The sequence below is a fragment of the Sorangium sp. So ce448 genome (assembly GCF_051520915.1).
GTDB classification, from domain to species: Bacteria; Myxococcota_A; Polyangia; order Polyangiales; family Polyangiaceae; genus Sorangium; species Sorangium cellulosum_B.
This window is the reverse complement of the sequence record NZ_CP150343.1, coordinates 10,769,479-10,787,500: the sequence shown is the minus strand read 5'-3', so window position 1 is coordinate 10,787,500 and position 18,022 is coordinate 10,769,479. Positions and strand designations below refer to the sequence as shown.

Annotated in this window: 11 protein-coding genes and 2 rRNA genes (1 of these 13 cut by a window edge); 5 read left to right on the top strand and 8 right to left on the bottom strand. The window is 72.7% G+C overall.

Annotation, left to right across the window (positions count from 1 at the left end; all coding sequences use genetic code 11):
- A 23S ribosomal RNA gene (locus WMF45_RS40725) occupies window positions 1-128 on the top strand; it begins 2,879 nt to the left of the window's first position.
- A gap of 130 nt (window positions 129-258) precedes the next feature.
- Window positions 259-375, top strand: a 5S ribosomal RNA gene (gene rrf / locus WMF45_RS40720).
- 617 nt (window positions 376-992) lie between these two features.
- On the opposite strand, the gene WMF45_RS40715 is transcribed toward rrf, so the two are convergent.
- From WMF45_RS40715 to leuS, 7 genes are all read right to left on the bottom strand, one after another.
- Entirely contained in the window at window positions 993-1,820 is an 828-nt protein-coding gene (locus WMF45_RS40715; RefSeq protein WP_437711507.1) for a hypothetical protein, read from the bottom strand.
- Window positions 1,821-1,883: 63 nt separating this feature from the next.
- Window positions 1,884-4,547: an MGH1-like glycoside hydrolase domain-containing protein gene (locus tag WMF45_RS40710; RefSeq protein WP_437711505.1), complete on the bottom strand. Its 2,664-nt coding sequence runs from the start codon at window positions 4,545-4,547 to the stop codon at window positions 1,884-1,886.
- A gap of 71 nt (window positions 4,548-4,618) precedes the next feature.
- Window positions 4,619-5,146 (bottom strand): peptidylprolyl isomerase, encoded by a 528-nt coding sequence (locus tag WMF45_RS40705; protein ID WP_437711503.1) that lies wholly within the window; start codon window positions 5,144-5,146, stop codon window positions 4,619-4,621.
- Between the two features lie 59 nt (window positions 5,147-5,205).
- Entirely contained in the window at window positions 5,206-6,582 is a 1,377-nt protein-coding gene (locus WMF45_RS40700; RefSeq protein WP_437711501.1) for a hypothetical protein, read from the bottom strand.
- Window positions 6,582-7,196 (bottom strand): penicillin-binding protein activator LpoB, encoded by a 615-nt coding sequence (locus WMF45_RS40695; protein WP_437711499.1) that lies wholly within the window; start codon window positions 7,194-7,196, stop codon window positions 6,582-6,584. The genes WMF45_RS40700 and WMF45_RS40695 overlap by 1 nt, the downstream gene beginning before the upstream one ends.
- Before the next feature lie 61 nt (window positions 7,197-7,257).
- Window positions 7,258-8,379 (bottom strand): trypsin-like serine protease, encoded by a 1,122-nt coding sequence (locus WMF45_RS40690; protein WP_437711497.1) that lies wholly within the window; start codon window positions 8,377-8,379, stop codon window positions 7,258-7,260.
- 346 nt (window positions 8,380-8,725) lie between these two features.
- A complete protein-coding gene (gene leuS, locus WMF45_RS40685) occupies window positions 8,726-11,290 on the bottom strand; it encodes a leucine--tRNA ligase (protein WP_437711495.1) in 2,565 nt (854 codons plus the stop codon).
- A gap of 518 nt (window positions 11,291-11,808) precedes the next feature.
- Here leuS and WMF45_RS40680 point away from each other — a divergent pair.
- Both WMF45_RS40680 and WMF45_RS40675 read left to right on the top strand, forming a co-directional pair.
- Window positions 11,809-13,179, top strand: coding sequence for a hypothetical protein (locus WMF45_RS40680; RefSeq protein ID WP_437711493.1), 1,371 nt, complete (start codon window positions 11,809-11,811; stop codon window positions 13,177-13,179).
- A gap of 83 nt (window positions 13,180-13,262) precedes the next feature.
- Window positions 13,263-14,735 (top strand): UDP-N-acetylmuramoyl-tripeptide--D-alanyl-D-alanine ligase, encoded by a 1,473-nt coding sequence (locus WMF45_RS40675; RefSeq protein ID WP_437711491.1) that lies wholly within the window; start codon window positions 13,263-13,265, stop codon window positions 14,733-14,735.
- A gap of 51 nt (window positions 14,736-14,786) precedes the next feature.
- Here WMF45_RS40675 and WMF45_RS40670 read toward each other — a convergent pair whose 3' ends face one another.
- On the bottom strand, window positions 14,787-15,398 hold the full coding sequence (locus WMF45_RS40670; RefSeq protein ID WP_437711489.1) for a peptide deformylase: 612 nt from the start codon (window positions 15,396-15,398) through the stop codon (window positions 14,787-14,789).
- A 163-nt stretch (window positions 15,399-15,561) separates the two neighbouring features.
- On the opposite strand from WMF45_RS40670, the gene WMF45_RS40665 reads away from it, so the two are divergent.
- Window positions 15,562-18,021: an MMPL family transporter gene (locus tag WMF45_RS40665; RefSeq protein WP_437711487.1), complete on the top strand. Its 2,460-nt coding sequence runs from the start codon at window positions 15,562-15,564 to the stop codon at window positions 18,019-18,021.
- Window position 18,022: the final 1 nt, after the last annotated feature.

Here is an 18,022-nt window from a genome sequence, read left to right as displayed (position 1 = left end):
AAGACTAGGTGTCCCGGGCCGAAAGGCCCCTAAAGACCCCTCGTAGACCACGAGGTTGATAGGCCGGGTGTGGAAGCCGAGCAATCGGCGGAGCTAACCGGTACTAATAGGTCGTGCGGCTTGACCATACTTCTAAGGCAAACATCGAAGCGTCGCGCCCGGAGTTCGGGTGACGAGCAGCGTGACACAGCTGGCCCTGCCGTAGAGCACCGCGAGAAGCGGGCTCCGGAGGGTTCCGATTGGACGCACCCACAAGTTTCCGGTGGTGATATCGAGAAGGTCACACCCGATCCCATACCGAACTCGGAAGTTAAGCTTCTTGGAGCCGATGGTACTGCCAGGGCAACCTGGTGGGAGAGTAGGACGCCGCCGGGATTTTTTTCGAACCTGCGCACGGTGAGAGCCGTGCGCAGGTTTTTTTTTGTCCATCGTGTTTCGAGCTCCAGGCGCGCGTTGCGGCCTTCAGGCCGCCTCGGGGACGTCGGTGGCTGCGCGGAGCGCGTTCCGGGCTGGCCGGCCTCCGGCGAGCACCCTCCCGAGGGCCTTATAGGCTTTAGCCAGGCCTCGCGCCGCGTCCTCCTACGTCCGAACGTGAACGTGGTCGTTTCCGTGGTCGTGGTCGTTTACGGCTCATCGTTGACGACCACGTAAACGTTCACGTGGTCGTGATCCTGGTCGTGGTCGTTCACGGCTTATCGTTGACGACCACGACCACGAGCACGAAAACGTTCACGTAGACGTTCACGATCACGGTGGTGACCGATGGTGGGGCGGGCGCGGTGCCCTGAGCGTGACCAACGAGCCTGGTTAACGCCTGTGCGCCGGGGGCCTTCGGTTCGGCAGGGCGGTTCCGCTGAAGGCTTCGCCTTTGCCGCGAGCTCGTGCTGGCCGCCGTCAGAGCGGCGCCTTTGAGACAGCCCTCGGGGCGGCGCCGGGGGCGGGAGCGTGCCGTTACGGCGTCGGGGCGGGAGGTGCCATCAGGGCGGCGACGCTCAGTGCGGGCGCTCGGTGGCTCGCCTCGGGCCGTAGCTGCGCAGGAGGATGAGCCCCGCAAGGACGGACAGGGCGGCGATCTGGAGCGCGAACGGGATCTTTTGCACCCATTCCTCCTCGTCGATCCCGATCGTGGCGAGGAAGAGGCCGAGCAGGCCGCCCATGGCTTCGCCAGCGCGGCTCAGAGACGTCCCTGGGCCGCTTGCGACCGCCTCGTGCGAGAGGGCGTGCAAGAGGAGGCCCGCGACCGCGGAGAGCAACCAGGGCTCGATCACCTCGAGGTGCTCTAGGTCGACAAGCCGCGTCGCGAAGGCGCCAACCACCGTGGCGAGCGCAATGCCCGCGAGCGCAGCGCTCATGGCGCGCTTGCCGCCGGTGTCGGCTTTCACCTCGAGGACCTGAATGGCCACCACCATGGCGAGCGGCACCGTGTGCGCAGCGATCACGAGGACGACAGGGAGCGACAGCTGTCCAACCCGTGAGAGCGACGCCACCGCCGCGCCCTCGCCGAACTGATGCGCGAGCACCGCGGCGTACCCCATCGCGAGCGCCGTCGTCGGCGTCTGGTGAGCCCCGGCGTCCCCGAGCACGAGGCGCTCCAGCACCGCCGGCGCCAGGAAGCCAGCCACCGCAGCGAACAACGCGAGCCAGCCGATCTCGCCGATCGCCTCCGGGAGCAGGTGAAGCAGCGCGATCGACGCCGCACCGACGAGGGCGAACGTCCGCAAGGCAGACATCGCGCCCTCGCTCCGGTGACGGAACACCGCCGCAATGCCGCCCAGCATGACGGCCAACGCGAGGAGCGAGACGCCGAACGCCAGCGACACAGGCGCCCTCCTAGCACGGATCCGGTACGAACCGGTGATGAGCCGAACGCTATGTGGGGTGCGCTACGAACGCGGGTGGTTGTGCCGTTCCGTGCGCAGGATCAGGTCGCCCACGAGGGCAGTCCAGCCGGTCTGGTGCGAGGCGCCGAGCCCAGCGCCGGTGTCGCCGTGGAAATACTCGAAGAAAAACAGGCGATCTCGGAATCCAGGATCACGCTGGAAGAGGGGGTGCTCGCCGTAGACAGGGCGGCGGCCCTCGCGGTCGCGCTCGAAGATCGCGATCAGCCGGCGCGCGATCTCGTGCGCTCCGTCGCGGAGCGTGCGAGGGCCGTGGCCGCCGAGCGACGGGATCGTGAGCACGTCGCCGAAGCCGTGGTCGAGCCGGAGGAGCGAGCGGTAGAGCAGGTAGCCGAGCGGGAACCAGATCGGGCCGCGCCAGTTGGAGTTGCCGCCCTTCATGCGCGTGATCGACTCGCCAGGCTCGTAACCGACCGTGTACTGCGCGTCGCAGGGCTCGAGCCCGATCGAGACGGGCGCGGCCGCGTGCTCCTTGGAGAGCGAGCGCGGGCCGAACGGCGAGAGGAACTTGTCCTCGTCGAACAGGTGCGCGAGCACCCGCTCGAGGCGCCCGGGCGGCACCGCGGAGAGCACCTGGCGGCCGTCTGGACGTACGGTGATCGCCTCGGCCAGCGCGGGGTTTTTGCGGAGGAACCACTCGGTCCGGCGCCGGAAGTTCGCGAGCTTGCCGTAGATCTCCGGGGTGATCACGTGCACCGCGCAGAGCGGGATGAGGCCGACGGCCGATCGGATCTTCACGTGCCGCGGCTTCCCTCCGGCGATGAGGATGTCGAAGTAGAAGCCGTCCTCCTCGGACCAGAGCGGCAGCCGGCCGTCCGCCGTGTGGTGGAGCGCGTGCGCGATCCGCAAGAAGTGCTCGAAGAACTTGCTGGCGAGATCCTCGTACGCGGAGTTGTCGAGCGCGAGCTCCAGCGCGATGCGCATGAGGTCGAGGCAGTACATCGCCATCCACGCCGTGGCGTCCGCCTGCTCCAGGCGCATCCCGGGCGCGAGCCGCTCGCTGCGATCGAAGAGCGAGATGTTGTCGAGGCCGAGGAACCCGCCCTCGAAGACGTTGTGCCCCTCGGCGTCGCGCTTGTTGACCCACCAGGCGAAGTTGATGAGGAGCTTGTGGAACACCCGCTCCAGGAACACCCGATCGCCCTCGCCCCGCTGCTTCCGCTCGATCTTGTAGATCTGGTAGGTCGCCCACGCATGCACCGGGGGGTTCAGATCCGAGAACTCCCACTCGTAGGCAGGCAGCTGCCCGTTCGGGTGCTGGTACCACTCCTTGACCATCATCTTCAGCTGGGCCTTCGCGAGATCGATGTCGAGCGAGGCCAGCGCGACCGCATGGAAGGCGAGATCCCAGGCCGCGAACCAGGGGTACTCCCACGCGTCGGGCATGGAGACGACGTCGGCGACGGAGACGTGCCGCCAGTGGGCGTTTCGGCCGCTCAGCCGCTCGGGCGGCGGGGCGTGCGCGTCGCCGCGGAGCCAGGTGTCGACGTCGTAGTGGTAGAACTGCATCGTCCAGAACAGCCCCGCCGCCGCCTGACGCTGGATGGCGCGGCGATCGTCGGACAGGGCAGGGCCCTGGACGGCGAGATAGTACTCGTCCGCTTCCCTGCGCCGCGCCTCCAGGAGCTCGTCCGCATCGTCGAAGGGGCACTCCACAGGCTCGGGCGCGAGCCGGAGCAGGATCCGCCGGCTGCCGCCGGCCGGCACCTCGAAGCGATGCCAGCTCGCGGCCTTCGTGCCGCGGCGCTCGGCGTTCACCCGCGCCTCGTCGCCGTGGACGATCCGGTGGTGGAACGCGTCCTTGACGTACGGTGTCCGCGAAGGCGCGCCATAGAGCCGCTCGCGGTTCGTCTCGTTGTTGGTGAAGAGCAGCTCGGGGCTGCCCTCGATGTACAGGTGATACGCGCCGTGCTCGGGGTGCGCCGCGCGCAGCATCACATGACCGGCGTCGGTCTCCATGGCCCGGATCTCCGGGACCGGACCAGGAGGCTCGGTCCAGGACCATGTGTTGCGGAACCAGAGGTGCGGGAGCACGTGGATCGGCGCGGCCTCCGGGCCGCGGTTCACCACGGTGATGACCATCAGGATGTCGCTCGGGCTCCGCTTCGCGTACTCGACGAAGACGTCGAAGTAACGGTCCCCGTCGAAGGCGCCGAGATCGGGGAGATCTGCCTCGCCCTCCGAGAGGCCACGGTCGCGCGCGGCGGCGACGAGCGCCTCGTAGGGGAACGGCCGCTGCGGGTACCGGTAGAGATAGCGCAGGTAGCTGGAGGTCGGCGTCGCGTCTTCGTAGTAGTAGATCTCCTTGACGTCCTCGCCGTGGTTGCCTTCCGGCCCGGTCAGGCCGAAGGCCCGCTCCTTCAGGATCGGATCCCGCTCGTTCCAGACGGCGACGGCGAGACACAGGATCTGGTGTCGGTCACAGATGCCACCGAGCCCGTCCTCGTTCCAGCGATAGGCGCGGCTCCGGGCATGGTCGTGAGGGAAGTGCGCCCACGCGTCCCCGTTCGCGCTGTAGTCCTCGCGCACCGTCCCCCAGGCCCGCTCGGAGAGGTAGGGGCCCCAGTGCTTCCAGCGCAGGAGGCGCTCGCGCTCTTCCTCGAGGCGGCGGTGCTCGGCGGTCGGCGCAGCGCGGACGGTCCTCGTCATGCGCGCCACGCTAGGCGACTCCGACGGAGGCGTCGAGCCCGCGGCCGGCGCGCGACGACCTGGAGCGGGCGCTACTCGGTGCGCTTGATGATGTGGAAGCCGAACGGCGTCTCGATGATCTCGCTCACCTCGCCGATCTTCAAGGCGAAGGCGGCGTCGGAGAAGCCCTTCACCATCATGCCGCGCTCGAACACCCCGAGATCCCCGCCGCGCTCGGCGGCGCCCGGCTCGTCGCTGTACTCCGCGACCGCCTCCTCGAAGCTCACCCCGCCGCGGATCTTGACGAGCGCCTCCTGCGCTCGCGCGCGGGCCTCTGCGCGCGTGCGGCGGAGGCCCTCGGGCTTGCTCTTCGAGCCCTCGTGCATGACGAGGAGATGCCGCGCGCCGATCTGCTTGGGCTGACTCGCGATCACCGCGCGCTCCCGCTCGATCGCGGCGTCCTCCTCGGCCGCCCGGATCGGCGCGGAGACCGCGAGGCCGCCGCCGACCCACGACGGCGAGGTGGCGAGCGCCCCGCAGGCGGTCGCGCAGAGGAGCGCGAGGGGCGAGCACGCCGAGAGCGCGTGAACCAGCACGGCGCGGAGATGAGGGCTACGCATCGGCGCGGAGACTGCCGCGGGAAGAGTGCGCCCGCAACCCTCCCGTCCGCGCGCGCCGCTCAGCGGAGGACCATCACCGGGACGAAGGCCCACCCGCCAGCGGCCACGCTCACCCGGGCGCGCCTCGACTCGCCGCGGACGCCGACGACCACGTCATGCGTGCCCGCGCGGACGCGGGTCCGCGCGATCGCGATGCGCGCGGGGAGCGTCGACCATCCGCGCGTGTCCGGCGTGTCGAGCGCGGTCAGCGTCGCGCTCGTCAGCAGGCCGACGAGCAGGCCCAGCGGCCCGGAGTCCTCCGCAGCTGCCTCGGTGGCGCCCTGCGCGGCTTCGCCGGCCGCGATGCGGGCGACGGTCCTCGTGATGGCCGACAGGATGACGGTCCCCTCGCTCTTCTTCCAGGCCGCGCGCACCTGCGCCTCGACGTCGAGCGCCTGCTCCATCGGCTGGGAGCGCCCGTCGAGCTTCAGCGTCGGAGTCGAATAGCCGCCCTTGCCCCGGGCGAGCGTCGGGTAGTTGACCCAGGTCACGAGCCCCTTGGCCGCGAGCTCGCTCGCCCGCGCGCGATCCGCAGGGCTGATGTCGTTGGCCACGAGCGTGAGCGCGAGGCCGATCGGAAGGCGCTGCGGCACCTTCTGCGGGACGCGCCCGAACCCGACGACGACGATGAGCTCGGCCTCGCCGGTCTCGTCGAGGGGCGGCGGCGGGGCCTCGCCTTCGATCAACGCGGCGATGCGGGGCGACCTGGGCTCGCCGCGCGTGAGCGCGCGGAGCGGGCGGCGGAGCGACGGATACGACCCGTGGCGGAGGGCGTCGTCGTAGTGGAGGAGCGCCTCGTCTGCCTGGCCGCTCTTCTCTAAGGCGAGGCCCGCGAGGTAGCTGCCGAGGCCGAGGAGCGCCGTCTCGCCCTCGTGATCGCGCAGGTATCTCTGCATGATCGCGAGGCGGCGCGCCTCGACCCTGGCCCCGCTGAGGTCGCGCTGGGCCAGGTAGTTCATCATGTTGATGGTGTTGATGAGCAGCTTCTCGTAGGCAGGCGCCTTGTACGGGCCCACGTCGTCCGAGAAGAGGTACTTGCCGAGATCGTGGGCGGCCCCGCGGGACATGTCGAGCAGGTCGATCGACTTGTCCGCGGCCCCGAGATCGCGCGCGGACAGCCGGTAGCTGTCCATGCTGAGGAGGACGTTGCCGCGGTCGAGCAGGAGGAGCGCGTTGTCGCCGCGGAGCGCCGGGAGCTGAGCCGCGGTCTCGACCTCGAGCTGCTCGTTCAGCGCAGCCACCGCCTCGGCGGGAGCGCCGCGATCGAGCGCCTGGAGCGCGGTGCGCACGCGATCTTCATGTCCGCCGCAGGCGGCCTGCCAGAGGCCGAGGAGCAGCGCGAGAGGAGCCAGGGCCGCACGCTTGCGCCCCGCGAGGGTCGCGTGCCGCCGGCGCATCACTCCTGGATGAGCGCCTTGGTGAAGGCCGCCCTGTTCTGCCAGGCCACGGCGCTGGTGGCGACCTCGATGAGCTGCATGAACATGAAGTACTGGACGCGGCGCTCGTCCTCGGTGCGCTCATCGGCGGTGAAGACCTTGCCGGTGAGGTAGTACTTCGCGCCGAGCTGGCGGTTGTACTCGGCGATGTGGTTCGGATCGAACCCGCCGCCGTGCTGCTTCTCGACCTCCGCGACCATCTGCTGCTGGCGCTCGACGCTCACCAAGGTGACGAGGCTCGCCTTGGACAGGTACGTCTCGATATCGGACAGGAGCGCCTGAAGCTGGCTGTCGATGTGCTCGCTCGTCTGGTTCGACAGCGGATAGATGGCGAGCGTGGGCCGCGAGCCCTCGTGCGCCCACGCCTTGGCCACCGGAGAGGCCATCAGCGACGTCAGGTTCTCGTGGAGGAGCTGCTCGATGTCGCGCCTGTCGATTCCCGTGCTCATCGCCGCGTCGTCGAGCCCCTCGACCTGATTGCCGCGCACGTAGGTGGGGCCGCAGCCGATGGGAAGCGAGGCGAGCGCGAGCGCCGCGAGCAGCGCGGCCGGACGGATGCTGGGCGAAATGGGCATGGACACTCCGCAGGGCAGGACGCCCGCATCCTAGCAGGCGAGGTGTGCACCGGAGCTTCGATCAGGCGGAAATCGTGCTCTGCGACGCGGCGCGCGCGCAGCGTGCACGCCGCGCGCGGCAGGTCGGCAGCGCGGACGCCCTGGCTCGCTTCAGCGCGAGCAGCGCGAGCAGCGCGAGCAGCGCGCGCGCCGCCGCGCCCCCGCTCTCGTCGCCGCCGAGCGGGCCGTGCGCGCACGAGAGCCAGCGCTCGTCGAGCGGCCGGCGCGAAGGCAAGCGCTCCGCGGGGTCCGACGCCGTGGCCCACCAGGGCGGGTCGTAGTCGCCGACGTCGGCGGCGCGCCTCGCCTCGGTGACGAGCCAGTCGCGATGGGCGATGAGCCCACCATAGATGGGGTCGGCGCAGCCGGCCGGCCCGCGCGACGTCACGCCGATGATCCGCCCCGCGACGTCGAGCGCCGGTCCGCCCGAGTCGCCGCTGCAGATGCCGTTCTCTCCGCGCCACTCGCCTCCTGTGACGCGCTCCTGCGTTCCGCACCCGTACCCGACGCACTCGACGTGGAGACCATCGCGGCGCCTGCGGACGCCGCCGCCGCGCGATCTGCCCTCCGTGTCGCCGAAGCCCACCGCCGAGTAGACCTCGCTCTCCTCGGGCGGCCGATCGAGGCGGGGCGCGAGCGGCGTGACCTCGCTGCCGCCGAGCGGGGAGGACAGCACGACGAGCGCGACGTCGCGCCCGCAGACGGCGTTGCCGTCGGGCGGGCTGAGCACGGCGCGCGCGCCGATCCACGGCGTGTCCGCGGCCCACAGGGCCCCGCCGAGCGTGGCGTAGACCTGCGAGGCATCGACCGGCTCACCGAACGTCGCCGTCTTGCAGGCGATGAGCTTGGGAGCTTCCGCGATGCAGTGCTGCGCGGTGAGCACCAGGTTGGGCGCGATCACGGTGCTCGAGCAGGTCCGCGCGACGCGCCCTCTGCGATCGGTGATGAGGAGCCCGGCGACCGCGCGGTCTCCAGCGTCTAGATACCCTCCCTTGATCTCCAGCGCGGCCTCGGCCGCGTCCTCCTCGTGCAGGTCCGCTTCGTCCGCGTCTCCAGCGCAGCCGGCCAGCGCGGCGGCGAGGAGGCAGCCAGCTCGGGTACACCATGCGGTGCTGTTCCGGCACACGGCCAGCCGCCTTTGCACGGCACCTGCCAGCCTGGGCTGTGCACCGCCGCGCTCCCCGACCGAGGAGAGGATTGCTTCCGGGGAAGCTCACGCGCCGGCGGAGCCACCCCGCTGCGCTGTGGTGTGGGATGCGGTCAGCGCGCCGAACGGGCTCATGTACACCCGAGGTCCGACCCTGTCGTCGACCGAGCGCAAGGCGCTGGAGCGCAAGACTCCGGCGAGCTGGCGGCGCGGGCGCGGGGCCTCGCGCTCCGGGAGCATCTCCCTCGCGCTGCTATCCCGCGCGTCCGTTCGCGACGTCGCCGCGCTGCGAGCGCTCGTTTTCTCCCGTCAGCGCCGGAGCTCTCCAGGCGGCGCCGGAGCGTCAGCCGACCACGATGTTCACGATCTTCCCCGCGACGTAGATGAACTTCTTCAGCTGCTTGCCCGCGGCGAGGGTGGCCACGGTCTCCAGGCCGAGCGCGGCGGTTCGCGCCTCGTCCTCCGATGCCGCCTTCGCCAGCATCACGCGACCGCGGACCTTGCCGTTCACCTGCACCGGGATCTCCAGGACGTCGTCGACGCAGAAGGCCTCGTCGTAGGTGGGCCATGGCTCGTAGCTGAGCGAACGCTCGTGGCCGGTGAGCCGCCACAGCTCCTCCGCGAGGTGCGGCGCGAAGGGGGAGACGAGGAGGATCAGCCGGAGGACCGCCTCGCGCGGCGGCGAAGGCAGCGAGCTCAGGTGATTCACGAAGACCATCATCGCGGAGATGGCGGTGTTGAACGCCATCCCCTCGATGTCGCCGGTCACCTTCTTGATCGTCCTGTGGAGCTGCCGGCTCGTCGCGTCGTCCATCGCGTCCGAGAGCGGTCGCGTGCACGTCGCGAACACGCGGTCCCGGAACCGGACCACCCCCTGGATCTGCCCTGATTGCCAGGGCTTCACCGCCTCGAGCGGGCCCATGAACATCTCGTACATCCGCAGCACGTCGGCGCCGTGCGCCCGCACGATGTCGTCGGGGTTGATCACGTTGCCCCGCGACTTCGACATCTTCTCGTTGTCCTCGCCCAGGATCATCCCCTGATGGACGAGCTTCGCGAAGGGCTCCGGGTGCTTCACATGGCCGAGGTCGTAGAGCACCTTGTGCCAGAAGCGCGCGTAGAGGAGGTGCAGCACGCCGTGCTCGGCGCCGCCGACGTAGAGGTCGACGGGCATCCACGCGTCGTACGCGGCCTCCGAGAACGGCTCCGCGTCGTTCTGCGGATCGAGGAAGCGGAGGTAGTACCAGCACGAGCCCGCCCACTGCGGCATCGTGTTCGTCTCGCGCGCGTACCACTTGCCGTCCCGCTGAAAGAAGCGCCAGTCGACGGCGCGCGCCAGCGGGCCCGCAGGGTCGTCGCCAGGGCGGAAGTCGGCGAGCGGCGGCAGCTCGATCGGGAGGCTGGCTTCGTCGACCGCGATCGGCTGATCGTAGCGGATCGTGTGCGCGGCGCCCTTCCTGGGATCCCCCTGCGGATCGGCGAGCTCGACGGGGAAGTAGATCGGGATCGGCTCGCCCCAGTAGCGCTGGCGGGAGAAGACCCAGTCGCGCAGCTTGTAGTTCACCTCGCGCTTGCCTCGCCCGAGCGCCTCGAGGCGCGCGATGACCGCGCGCTTGCACTCCTCCGTCGCGAGCCCGTCGAACTCGCCGCTCCGGACCGCGACGCCCGGGTCGACGTAGGCGGCCTCGAGCTGGTCGCGCAGGGTGCCGTCGGGGCTCACGACCTCGACGATGGGCAGCCCGTAGGTGCGGGCAAAGGAGAAGTCGCGCTCGTCGTGCCCTGGCACCGCCATCACGGCGCCGGTGCCGTAGCCGCCGAGCACGTAGTCGGCGACCCAGATCGGCACCTCCACGCCCGTGATGGGGTGGACGGCGACGAGGCCCGTATCGACGCCGGTCTTCTCCCTCGCCGCCGCGGCGAGCCTCTCGCGATCGCTCTTGCCCGCCGCGGCCGCGACGTACGCGCGCACCGCCTCGCGGCGCGCCTCGGACGCGCCGCTCTCCGCGCTCGTGAGCCATGTCGTGAGCGGGTGCTCGGGCGCGAGCACGACGTAGGTGACGCCCATCAGCGTGTCGGGGCGGGTCGTGAACACGCTCAGCGCGCCCTTGCCCCATCCCTTGACCTCGAACGTGATGAGCGCGCCCTCCGATCGGCCGATCCAGGCGCGCTGCATCGCCACCGTCCCTTCAGGCCAGTCGAGGAGGCGGAGATCCTCCGCCAGGCGGTCGGCGTAGGCGGTGATGCGGAGCATCCATTGCCTGAGCGGCGTCCGGTAGACCGGGTGCGAGCCGCGCTCGCTCTTGCCGTCGATCACCTCCTCGTTCGCAAGGACGGTCCCGAGCGCCGGGCACCAGTTGACGCTCACCTCGTCCTGGTACGCGAGCCCCTTCTTGAAGAGCTGGAGGAAGATCCACTGCGTCCAGCGCACGTAGCGCGGATCGGTCGTGGAGAGCTCGCGCGACCAGTCGTAGCTGAAGCCCAGCATCTTGAGCTGGCGCTTGAAGGTCGCGATGTTCCGCGCCGTCGTGTCCGCCGGGTGCGTGCCGGTCTCGAGGGCGTGCTGCTCCGCCGGCAGCCCGAAGGCGTCCCAGCCCATGACGTGCAGCACGTCGATCCCGCGCATGCGGAAGTAGCGGGACATGATGTCGGTCGCCGTGTACCCCTCGGGGTGGCCGACGTGCAGCCCCGACCCCGACGGATAGGGGAACATGTCGAGCACGTAGCGCTTCGCGCGGGCGGGGTCCGCGCTGCGGACGGCGCGGAAGGTCTCGCCTTCCTCCCACGCGCGCTGCCAGCGCGGCTCGACGGCGGCATGATCGTAGCGCGCGGGCTCACGCGGCTCGGTGGGAGAAGGTTCGGTGGAGGCGCGGGGGTCCATCGTCTCGGCGGCCATATCGCGACGTGCCATAGCACTGTGCTGCCGCGGTCGACAGCCGCCCCGCGGCGGCAGACGCCCGCGCCCCGGCGGGAGCGCCACGCCCGTCCACGGCGCGGCGTGGCCATGTCGAGAGTTCCCGACAAGCGTGGACAGCGCCTCGGTCCGAGCTCTGCCGTCGGAGACGCCCGCGCCCGAGAGGGCTGACCTCGCGCGCTGGAACCACCAGCGCGCGCCGGAGCGTCGTGCGCGCCGTGGCGCTGGCGAAGGCGCGCGCCTCGTGAGCGCTTCGGTGGCGGGACGAGCTCGCTCTTCGTCGCGCCGACCCGAAGAGCGCACCCCTGGCGTCGCTATCCTGCGTCCGCGACGGGCGGTGTCGTCACGGCGCGGCGCTGCGTGGTGCCAGCGCCGACGAGCGGCAGCGCCTCGCGGGGCGGGGCGACGCGTCAGAAGGATGGCCGCACGCCGAGACTTGGGGGTAGATTGAGAGCGCTGTTCCGCTTCAGTGTGAGGCGGAGGGGTCGCGTGGGCGGTCCCTCCGAGGCGCGCGGATGACCGACAAACACGTTCCATGGGGAGCCCCCGAGAGTGAGAGGACGGCGCAGCCAGGCCGGCCGCTCCCGTCGGCGCACGGCTCGGGGATCCCTTTCCGGCCGCTGCCCGTGCCGCCGCTGATGGCGCCCGGCGCCCTGCGCCCGCTCTCCGCACAGTACGCGCTGAGCCCCCATCTTCAGCAGCAGAGCCCGCCCGCGTTCTCAGGGCCGATGCCGTCCGCGCCCGCGTTTTCGGGGCCAGCGTCATCGGCGCCCGCGTTCTCGGGCGCCATGCCGGCGCCGGCGTTCTCAGGGCCAGCTCCCGCCGGGTACACCCAGCCGCCCACGGCGAGCGTCTCGGCGCGCGGAGGGACCCTTCCGCCCGGGATCGTCTCGCAGCAGGACGTGCTCTCGGCCAGCGGCGTCTTTTCTCCGAGCGCGCTCCCGTTCATCTCGGCGCCGCCGCAGTCGGATCCGGTGCCTCCGAGCCAGCCGGCCTTCCAGCCGGCGCCGATCACGGACCGGATGGGCGCGAGCGCGACGCAGCCGCCTGCGCCGCCATCGCCGCCCGGGTTCGCGAGCCCCGGCTTCGGTGCCGCCGCGCCCGCCGCGCAAGAGGCCGCGCGCGCGCCGATGCCCTCGCCGCACGCCGGCCAGCCGCCTGCGCCGGCAGCGCCGCCCGGGTTCGCGAGCCCTGGCGTCGGTGCGGCCGCGCCCGCAGTATCAGAGGCCGCGCGCGCGCCGATGCCATCGCCTCACGGCGGCCAGCCGCCTGCGCCGGCGGCGCCGCCCGGGTTCGGGAGCCCTGGCTTCGGTGCGGCCGCGCCTGCAGTGTCAGAGGCCGCGCGCACGCCGATGCCCTCGCTGCACGCGGGGATGTCGGCTCAGGCCGGGCCGCCCCCGGCCGCTGCGCCCGCGCCGGCGATGAGCGCAGCTCCCGGCGCGGCGGCGCACGGCGCGCCCCAGGCGGCCGGCGGGTGGGACGGAGCGGCCGAGAGCCCGTGGGCCACCACGTCGGCGCGCCTCGAGATGCCGGCGCTCCCGTCGACCTTCGTCCAGGAGCGCCCGGAACCGCAGAAGCCACCCGCCGCCGTCGCGCCGCGGCGGCGGGAGGGCGGCAGGACGCTCATCATCGTGCTCAGCGTGATCCTGGCGGTGGCCTTGCTGGCGCTCATCGGGATCACGCTGTGGCAGAGCATGGGCGGCGGAGGACCGATCGCGATCGACTACAAGGAGCCGCCGCCCACGGCCGCCGAGGCGTCGCCAGAGCCCACCGTGAGCGTGACGGCGGCCCCCAGCGCGCCCGCCGCGCCCCGCCCAGCCGCGCGCCCACGGCCGAAGAGCGACGACATCTACGACGAGGTCGAGAAGGAAAAGACCCGGCGCTGAGGCGGCGCGACGCCGCACGGACGGGGCGCGCCGCAGGCGATTCGTTGGCCCCGCGCCCCGTTCCGTGCTGGTGATCGCCCGCCATGGCGACGCCGATCCCGCACAACCTTGCCCCCTTCTCCCTCGACGAGCTGGCGCGCGCGACCGGCGGGCGCGTGCTGAGGAGCGGGCCGGACGCGCGGGGCGTCTCGACCGACAGCCGGACGATCGCGCCCGGAGCGGCGTTCGTCGCGCTCGCCGGCGAGAGCTTCGATGGCCACAGGTTCCTCGACGTCGCCGCGCAGCGCGGGGCGGCCGCGTTCATCGTCTCGCGGGAGGTTGCCCTGCCGCCCGGAGGAGGCGCGGTGCTCGTGAACGACGGCCTCGCGGCGCTCGGGGCGCTGGCCAGAGCGCACCGCGAGCGATGGCGGACGGGCGCCCACCCCGACGGGCCGCGGGCGATCGTCGCGATCGGCGGCTCGGCCGGCAAGACGACGACGACGCGGACCATCGCGGCGCTGCTCGCGGGGGTGGGCCGCGGCGAGGTGCACGCGACGGCGGGCAACCTGAACAACGCCATCGGGCTGCCGATGACGCTGCTCGGGCTCGAGGACCGCCATCGCTTCGCGGTCGTCGAGATCGGCACGAACCAGCGCGGCGAGGTCGCGGCCCTCGCGCGGATCGCGGGGCCGGATCTCGCCGTGCTGACGTCCATCGGCGTCGAGCACACCGAGGGGCTCGGCACGCTGGAAGAGGTCGCCGCCGAGGAAGGTGATCTGGTCGCCGCCTTGCCGGCCGAGGGCGTGGCCCTCGGCAACGGCGACGACGCGAAGGTGGTCGAACAGCTCGAGCGCGCCGGCGCCGCGCGGCGGATCACCTACGGCTTCGGGGAGCGCGCGCGGATCCGGATCGCGGGGAGGCGGCCGGTCGGGGTGCGCGGCACCTCCGTGCGGATCGAGCGCGGAGGCGAGGCGCTGGAGCTCGTCGTCCCGCTGCTCGGCGAGGCGGGGGCGCTGGCGGCGGCCGCGGCCGTCGCCGTGGTGGAAGAGGCGGTCGGCGAGCGGCTCTCGACCGAGCGAGCGGCACGCGCCGCCGCAGGGCTCGCGCCGCCGGGGGACGGGCGCCTGTCCGTCCGCGAGCTGCCGGACGGCACCGTGGTCATCGACGACAGCTACAACGCCAACCCGCTGTCGATGCGATCGTCCCTCAGGACGGCCGTCGAGGTCGCCGAGGCGCTCGGGAAGCGGCTGGTCCTGCTGCTCGGCGAGATGCGCGAGCTCGGCGCGCTCGCGGCGGCGGAGCACGACGCGCTCGGCGAGCAGGTCGGCGCCGCGCGCCCCGCCGCGCTGATCGCCGTCGGCGGCGAGGCGGCGCGGATCGCGCGCGCCGCCGAGGCTGCCGGCGTGCGGGCGTGGTTCGCCGGAGACGCGGACGCCGCGGCGGCCCGAGCGCAGGAGATCGTCGAGCGCGGCGATCTGGTGCTCGTGAAGGGCTCCCGCGGGATCAGGATGGAGCGGATCGTGAATGCCCTCGTCGCCAGCGCCGGGCGCGGCGCCGGTCCGTTGCCCTCGCCGTGAGCGCGCGTCCGCCGGTCGAGCGCGCTCGCCTCCCGGCGCGACGGGCCGCGGTCACGCGCCGAGCGCGGCCCGCGCCTCGGCGACGGACAGGCTGAGCAAGAGCTTCGCCTCCTCGTTGCTGCAGAAGGAGCGCGTGACCATGCGATCGACGTACAGCGTGCCGCGGAGGTGATCGACCTCGTGCTGGAGGATCCGCGCGGGCCAGCCCGTCGCTTCCCACCGGACCTCCTTGCCGTCCTCGTCGATGCCGCTCACCTCGACCGACAGATCTCGCTCGACCAGCGCCATGTAACCCGGGACGCTCAGGCAGCCCTCGAAGAACGTCGCCCGCCCCGCGCCTGCGGCGTCCGGGGGCGACGGCGCGAGGACCCTCAGCGTCGGGTTGATGATCACCCTGAGCGGGAAGGGCACGCGGCCGCGCTCGGCGCGCTGGCCCGCCGTGAGGCGGGACATGAGCTCCTCGCTGTCTTCGAGCACGATCACCTGCTGGTCGACGCCGATCTGCGGCGCGGCGAGCCCCACGCCGGGCGCCTTGCGCATGACGGAGACCATCGTCGAGACGAGGTGCTTGAGCCGCTTCGTCCCGATCTCCTCGGGCGGGACGGGCGCGGCGGGCTTCCGCAGGACGGCTCTGCCTGCGAGGACGATCGGGGGGAGCTCCATGCTGCCGGGATGAATCGGCGCCCTCGCGAGCGCAAGCGTCGTGCGCTCGGGAGCATGGTCCGTGTGGGGGGCCTCGCGGCGAGGCGGGCGTGAGGGTGGATGTCCTCGCGGCGAGGCGGGCGTGAGGGTAGAGGAGCGGCGCCGGGCACGGCCCGGCGTTTCCATGGCAGCACCTCCTCCGCCCCAGCCGGCTCGCGCGGACGCCGCCCGCCGGCCGCTCCGCCTCGTCGTCGTCCTCGTCCTGGCGGCGCTGACGCTCGCCGCCTTCGCCGCCGTGACGCTGCGGCTACAGCTCGAGCCGAACGTCGCCTCGCTCCTGCCGGAGCGCGGCGACGCCGCGGCGCTGCGCCGGTACGTGCGCGGGTTCGGGGGCGGCGACCTCGGCGTCGTGATGGTCAAGGGCGACGACCCCGACGAGAACGCGGCCGTGGCCGCGGAGATCGCGCGGGCCCTCGCGGCGCGCCCGACCGTGCAGCGCGCCGCCGATCGGATCGACGTCTCGCGCTCGCTCGATCCGTGGGTCGCGTTCCGGCACGCGGACGCGCGCGTGCGAGAGCGCCTCGCCGCCGCGCTCTCGCCCGAGGGGATGCGGGAGCGTCTCGCCGAGACGCGCGCCATGCTGCTCGCGCCGGGCGGCGGCGCCGCGGCGGAGACGATCGCGGCCGACCCGCTGCGCCTCTCGCAGCTCGTCTTCGAGTCCGCGGACATCGGATCCGGGGTGCGCACGCAGGCCGACGGCGCCTTCGCCACGGACGACGGCAAGGTGCACCTCGTCCTGGTGCAGCCGGCGGGGCAGGCGCTCCGCGGCGCCGACGCGCGGGCGTTCGTCGCGGACGCGAACGCCGTCCTCGGCCCGATCCGCGCGGCGCACCCCGGGCTCACGCTCGGGCTCACCGGCGGGCACGCCATCGCCGCGGCGACCGAGGCGATGCTCACGCGCGATCTCGCGATCTCGGGGTCGCTCTCGATGCTGCTCGCCTCCGTCGTCTTCGCGCTGCTCTTCCGCCGCCTGCGCGCCCTCGCCGCGGTGATGCCGCCCCTCGTGCTCGGGACCCTCTGGACCGCGGGGCTCGCCACGGCGCTCCCGGGCGGGCTCAGCGCGATCGCCGTCGCCTTCATGTCGGTGGTCGTCGGCGTCGGCGTCGACACCGGCGTCCACGTCTACGCCGCGCTGCTCGAGGCGCGGCGCGAGGGCCTCGATCCGGAGGCGGCCGCGCGCGCAGCGAGGGCGCGGACCTCCCGCGCGGTGCTCATCGCCGCCGTCACCGCGGGGGCGGCGTTCGGGGCCCTCGCGCTGTCGGACATCAACGCGCTCCGGCAGCTCGGGCTCCTGTGCGCCGCGGGCGAGGTCCTGACGGCGATCGCCATCGTCCTCGTGACGCCGGCCGTGGGCGCGTGGCTCGAGCGGGGGACCCCGCCGACCGAGGCGCCGGCGCGCTGGACCGACGGCCTCTACCGGCTCACCCGCACCCGGGGCCGCGCGCTCGCGCTCGCGGCGCTCGCGGCGCTCCCCATCGCGGCGGTCGCCCTCGGCGCCTCGCCGCCGCTCGCGGAGGCCATCGTCGCGATCAGGCCGGCCGAGCTCGAGCCCCTCAAGGTGCAGCAGGAGATCTTCGAGGCGTTCGGCGGGCGGCGAGGGCAGTGGGTGGTGCTCCTCGCGGACGGCGACCAGGAGCGCGCCCGCGCGCGCGGCGACCGGATCGCGGAGCGCCTCGCCTCGATGAAGGCCGACGTGGAGGCCGTCGACGCGCTCACCGCGCTCGCCCCCGCCGCCCCGACGCAGGCCGAGCGCTTCGCCGCGCGCGACGCGCTCGACCTGCCCGCCAAGGCCGACGAGCTCGCGCGCGCGCTCCGCGACACGGGCTTCGCGCCCGAGCGCTTCTCGGCGGTGCTCGACGGGATGCGCGCGCCGCCCCGGCAGGAGGTGGCGCTCTCCGATCTCGAGCGCGGCCCCGCGTCCATCCTGCTCTCGCGCTACCTCGGGGCGGACGGGGGCGAGGCGCTCGTCGCGCTGTACGTGCGGCCCCGCGAGACCGGCTCGGTCGCGCAGATCGAGCGCGCGATCCGCGACGAGGATCCGGGCGCCATGCTCACCGGCTACAGCCGGCTCGAGGCGTCGCTGCGCGAGACGCTCGCGCACGACATGCCGAGGATCGCGATCGTCGCGGGCGCGCTCGTGCTCCTGGCGCTCTCCGCTTCCCTCCGCAGCGCGCGCGACATCGCGCTGGCGGCGCTCGTCGTCGCCTCGGAGATCTCCCTCGTCCTCCTGCTGATCCGGGTGCTCGGCATCCCCCTGCACGCGTACGACGCGCTCGTCATCCCGGTGCTGCTCGGGATCACGGTGGACGAGGGCATGTTCCTGCTCCACCGCGCCCGCGAGATCGAGGCGGCGGGCGGCGGCGACGCCGTGATCCGCGAGACCCTGCGCCGCGAGGGGCCCGCGATCGCCGCCACGGCGCTGACCACGGCCGCGGGCTTCTCCGCGCTCGCGTTCTGCGGCTTCGACGGCCTCCGCGACCTGGGCCGGGTCGGCGCGCTCGGCAGCGCGGTCGGCCTCGTCGTCGCGCTCCTCGTGGTGCCGGCGGGGCTGCGGCTCTGGCCCCGGGCCCACGGACGCGCGTAAC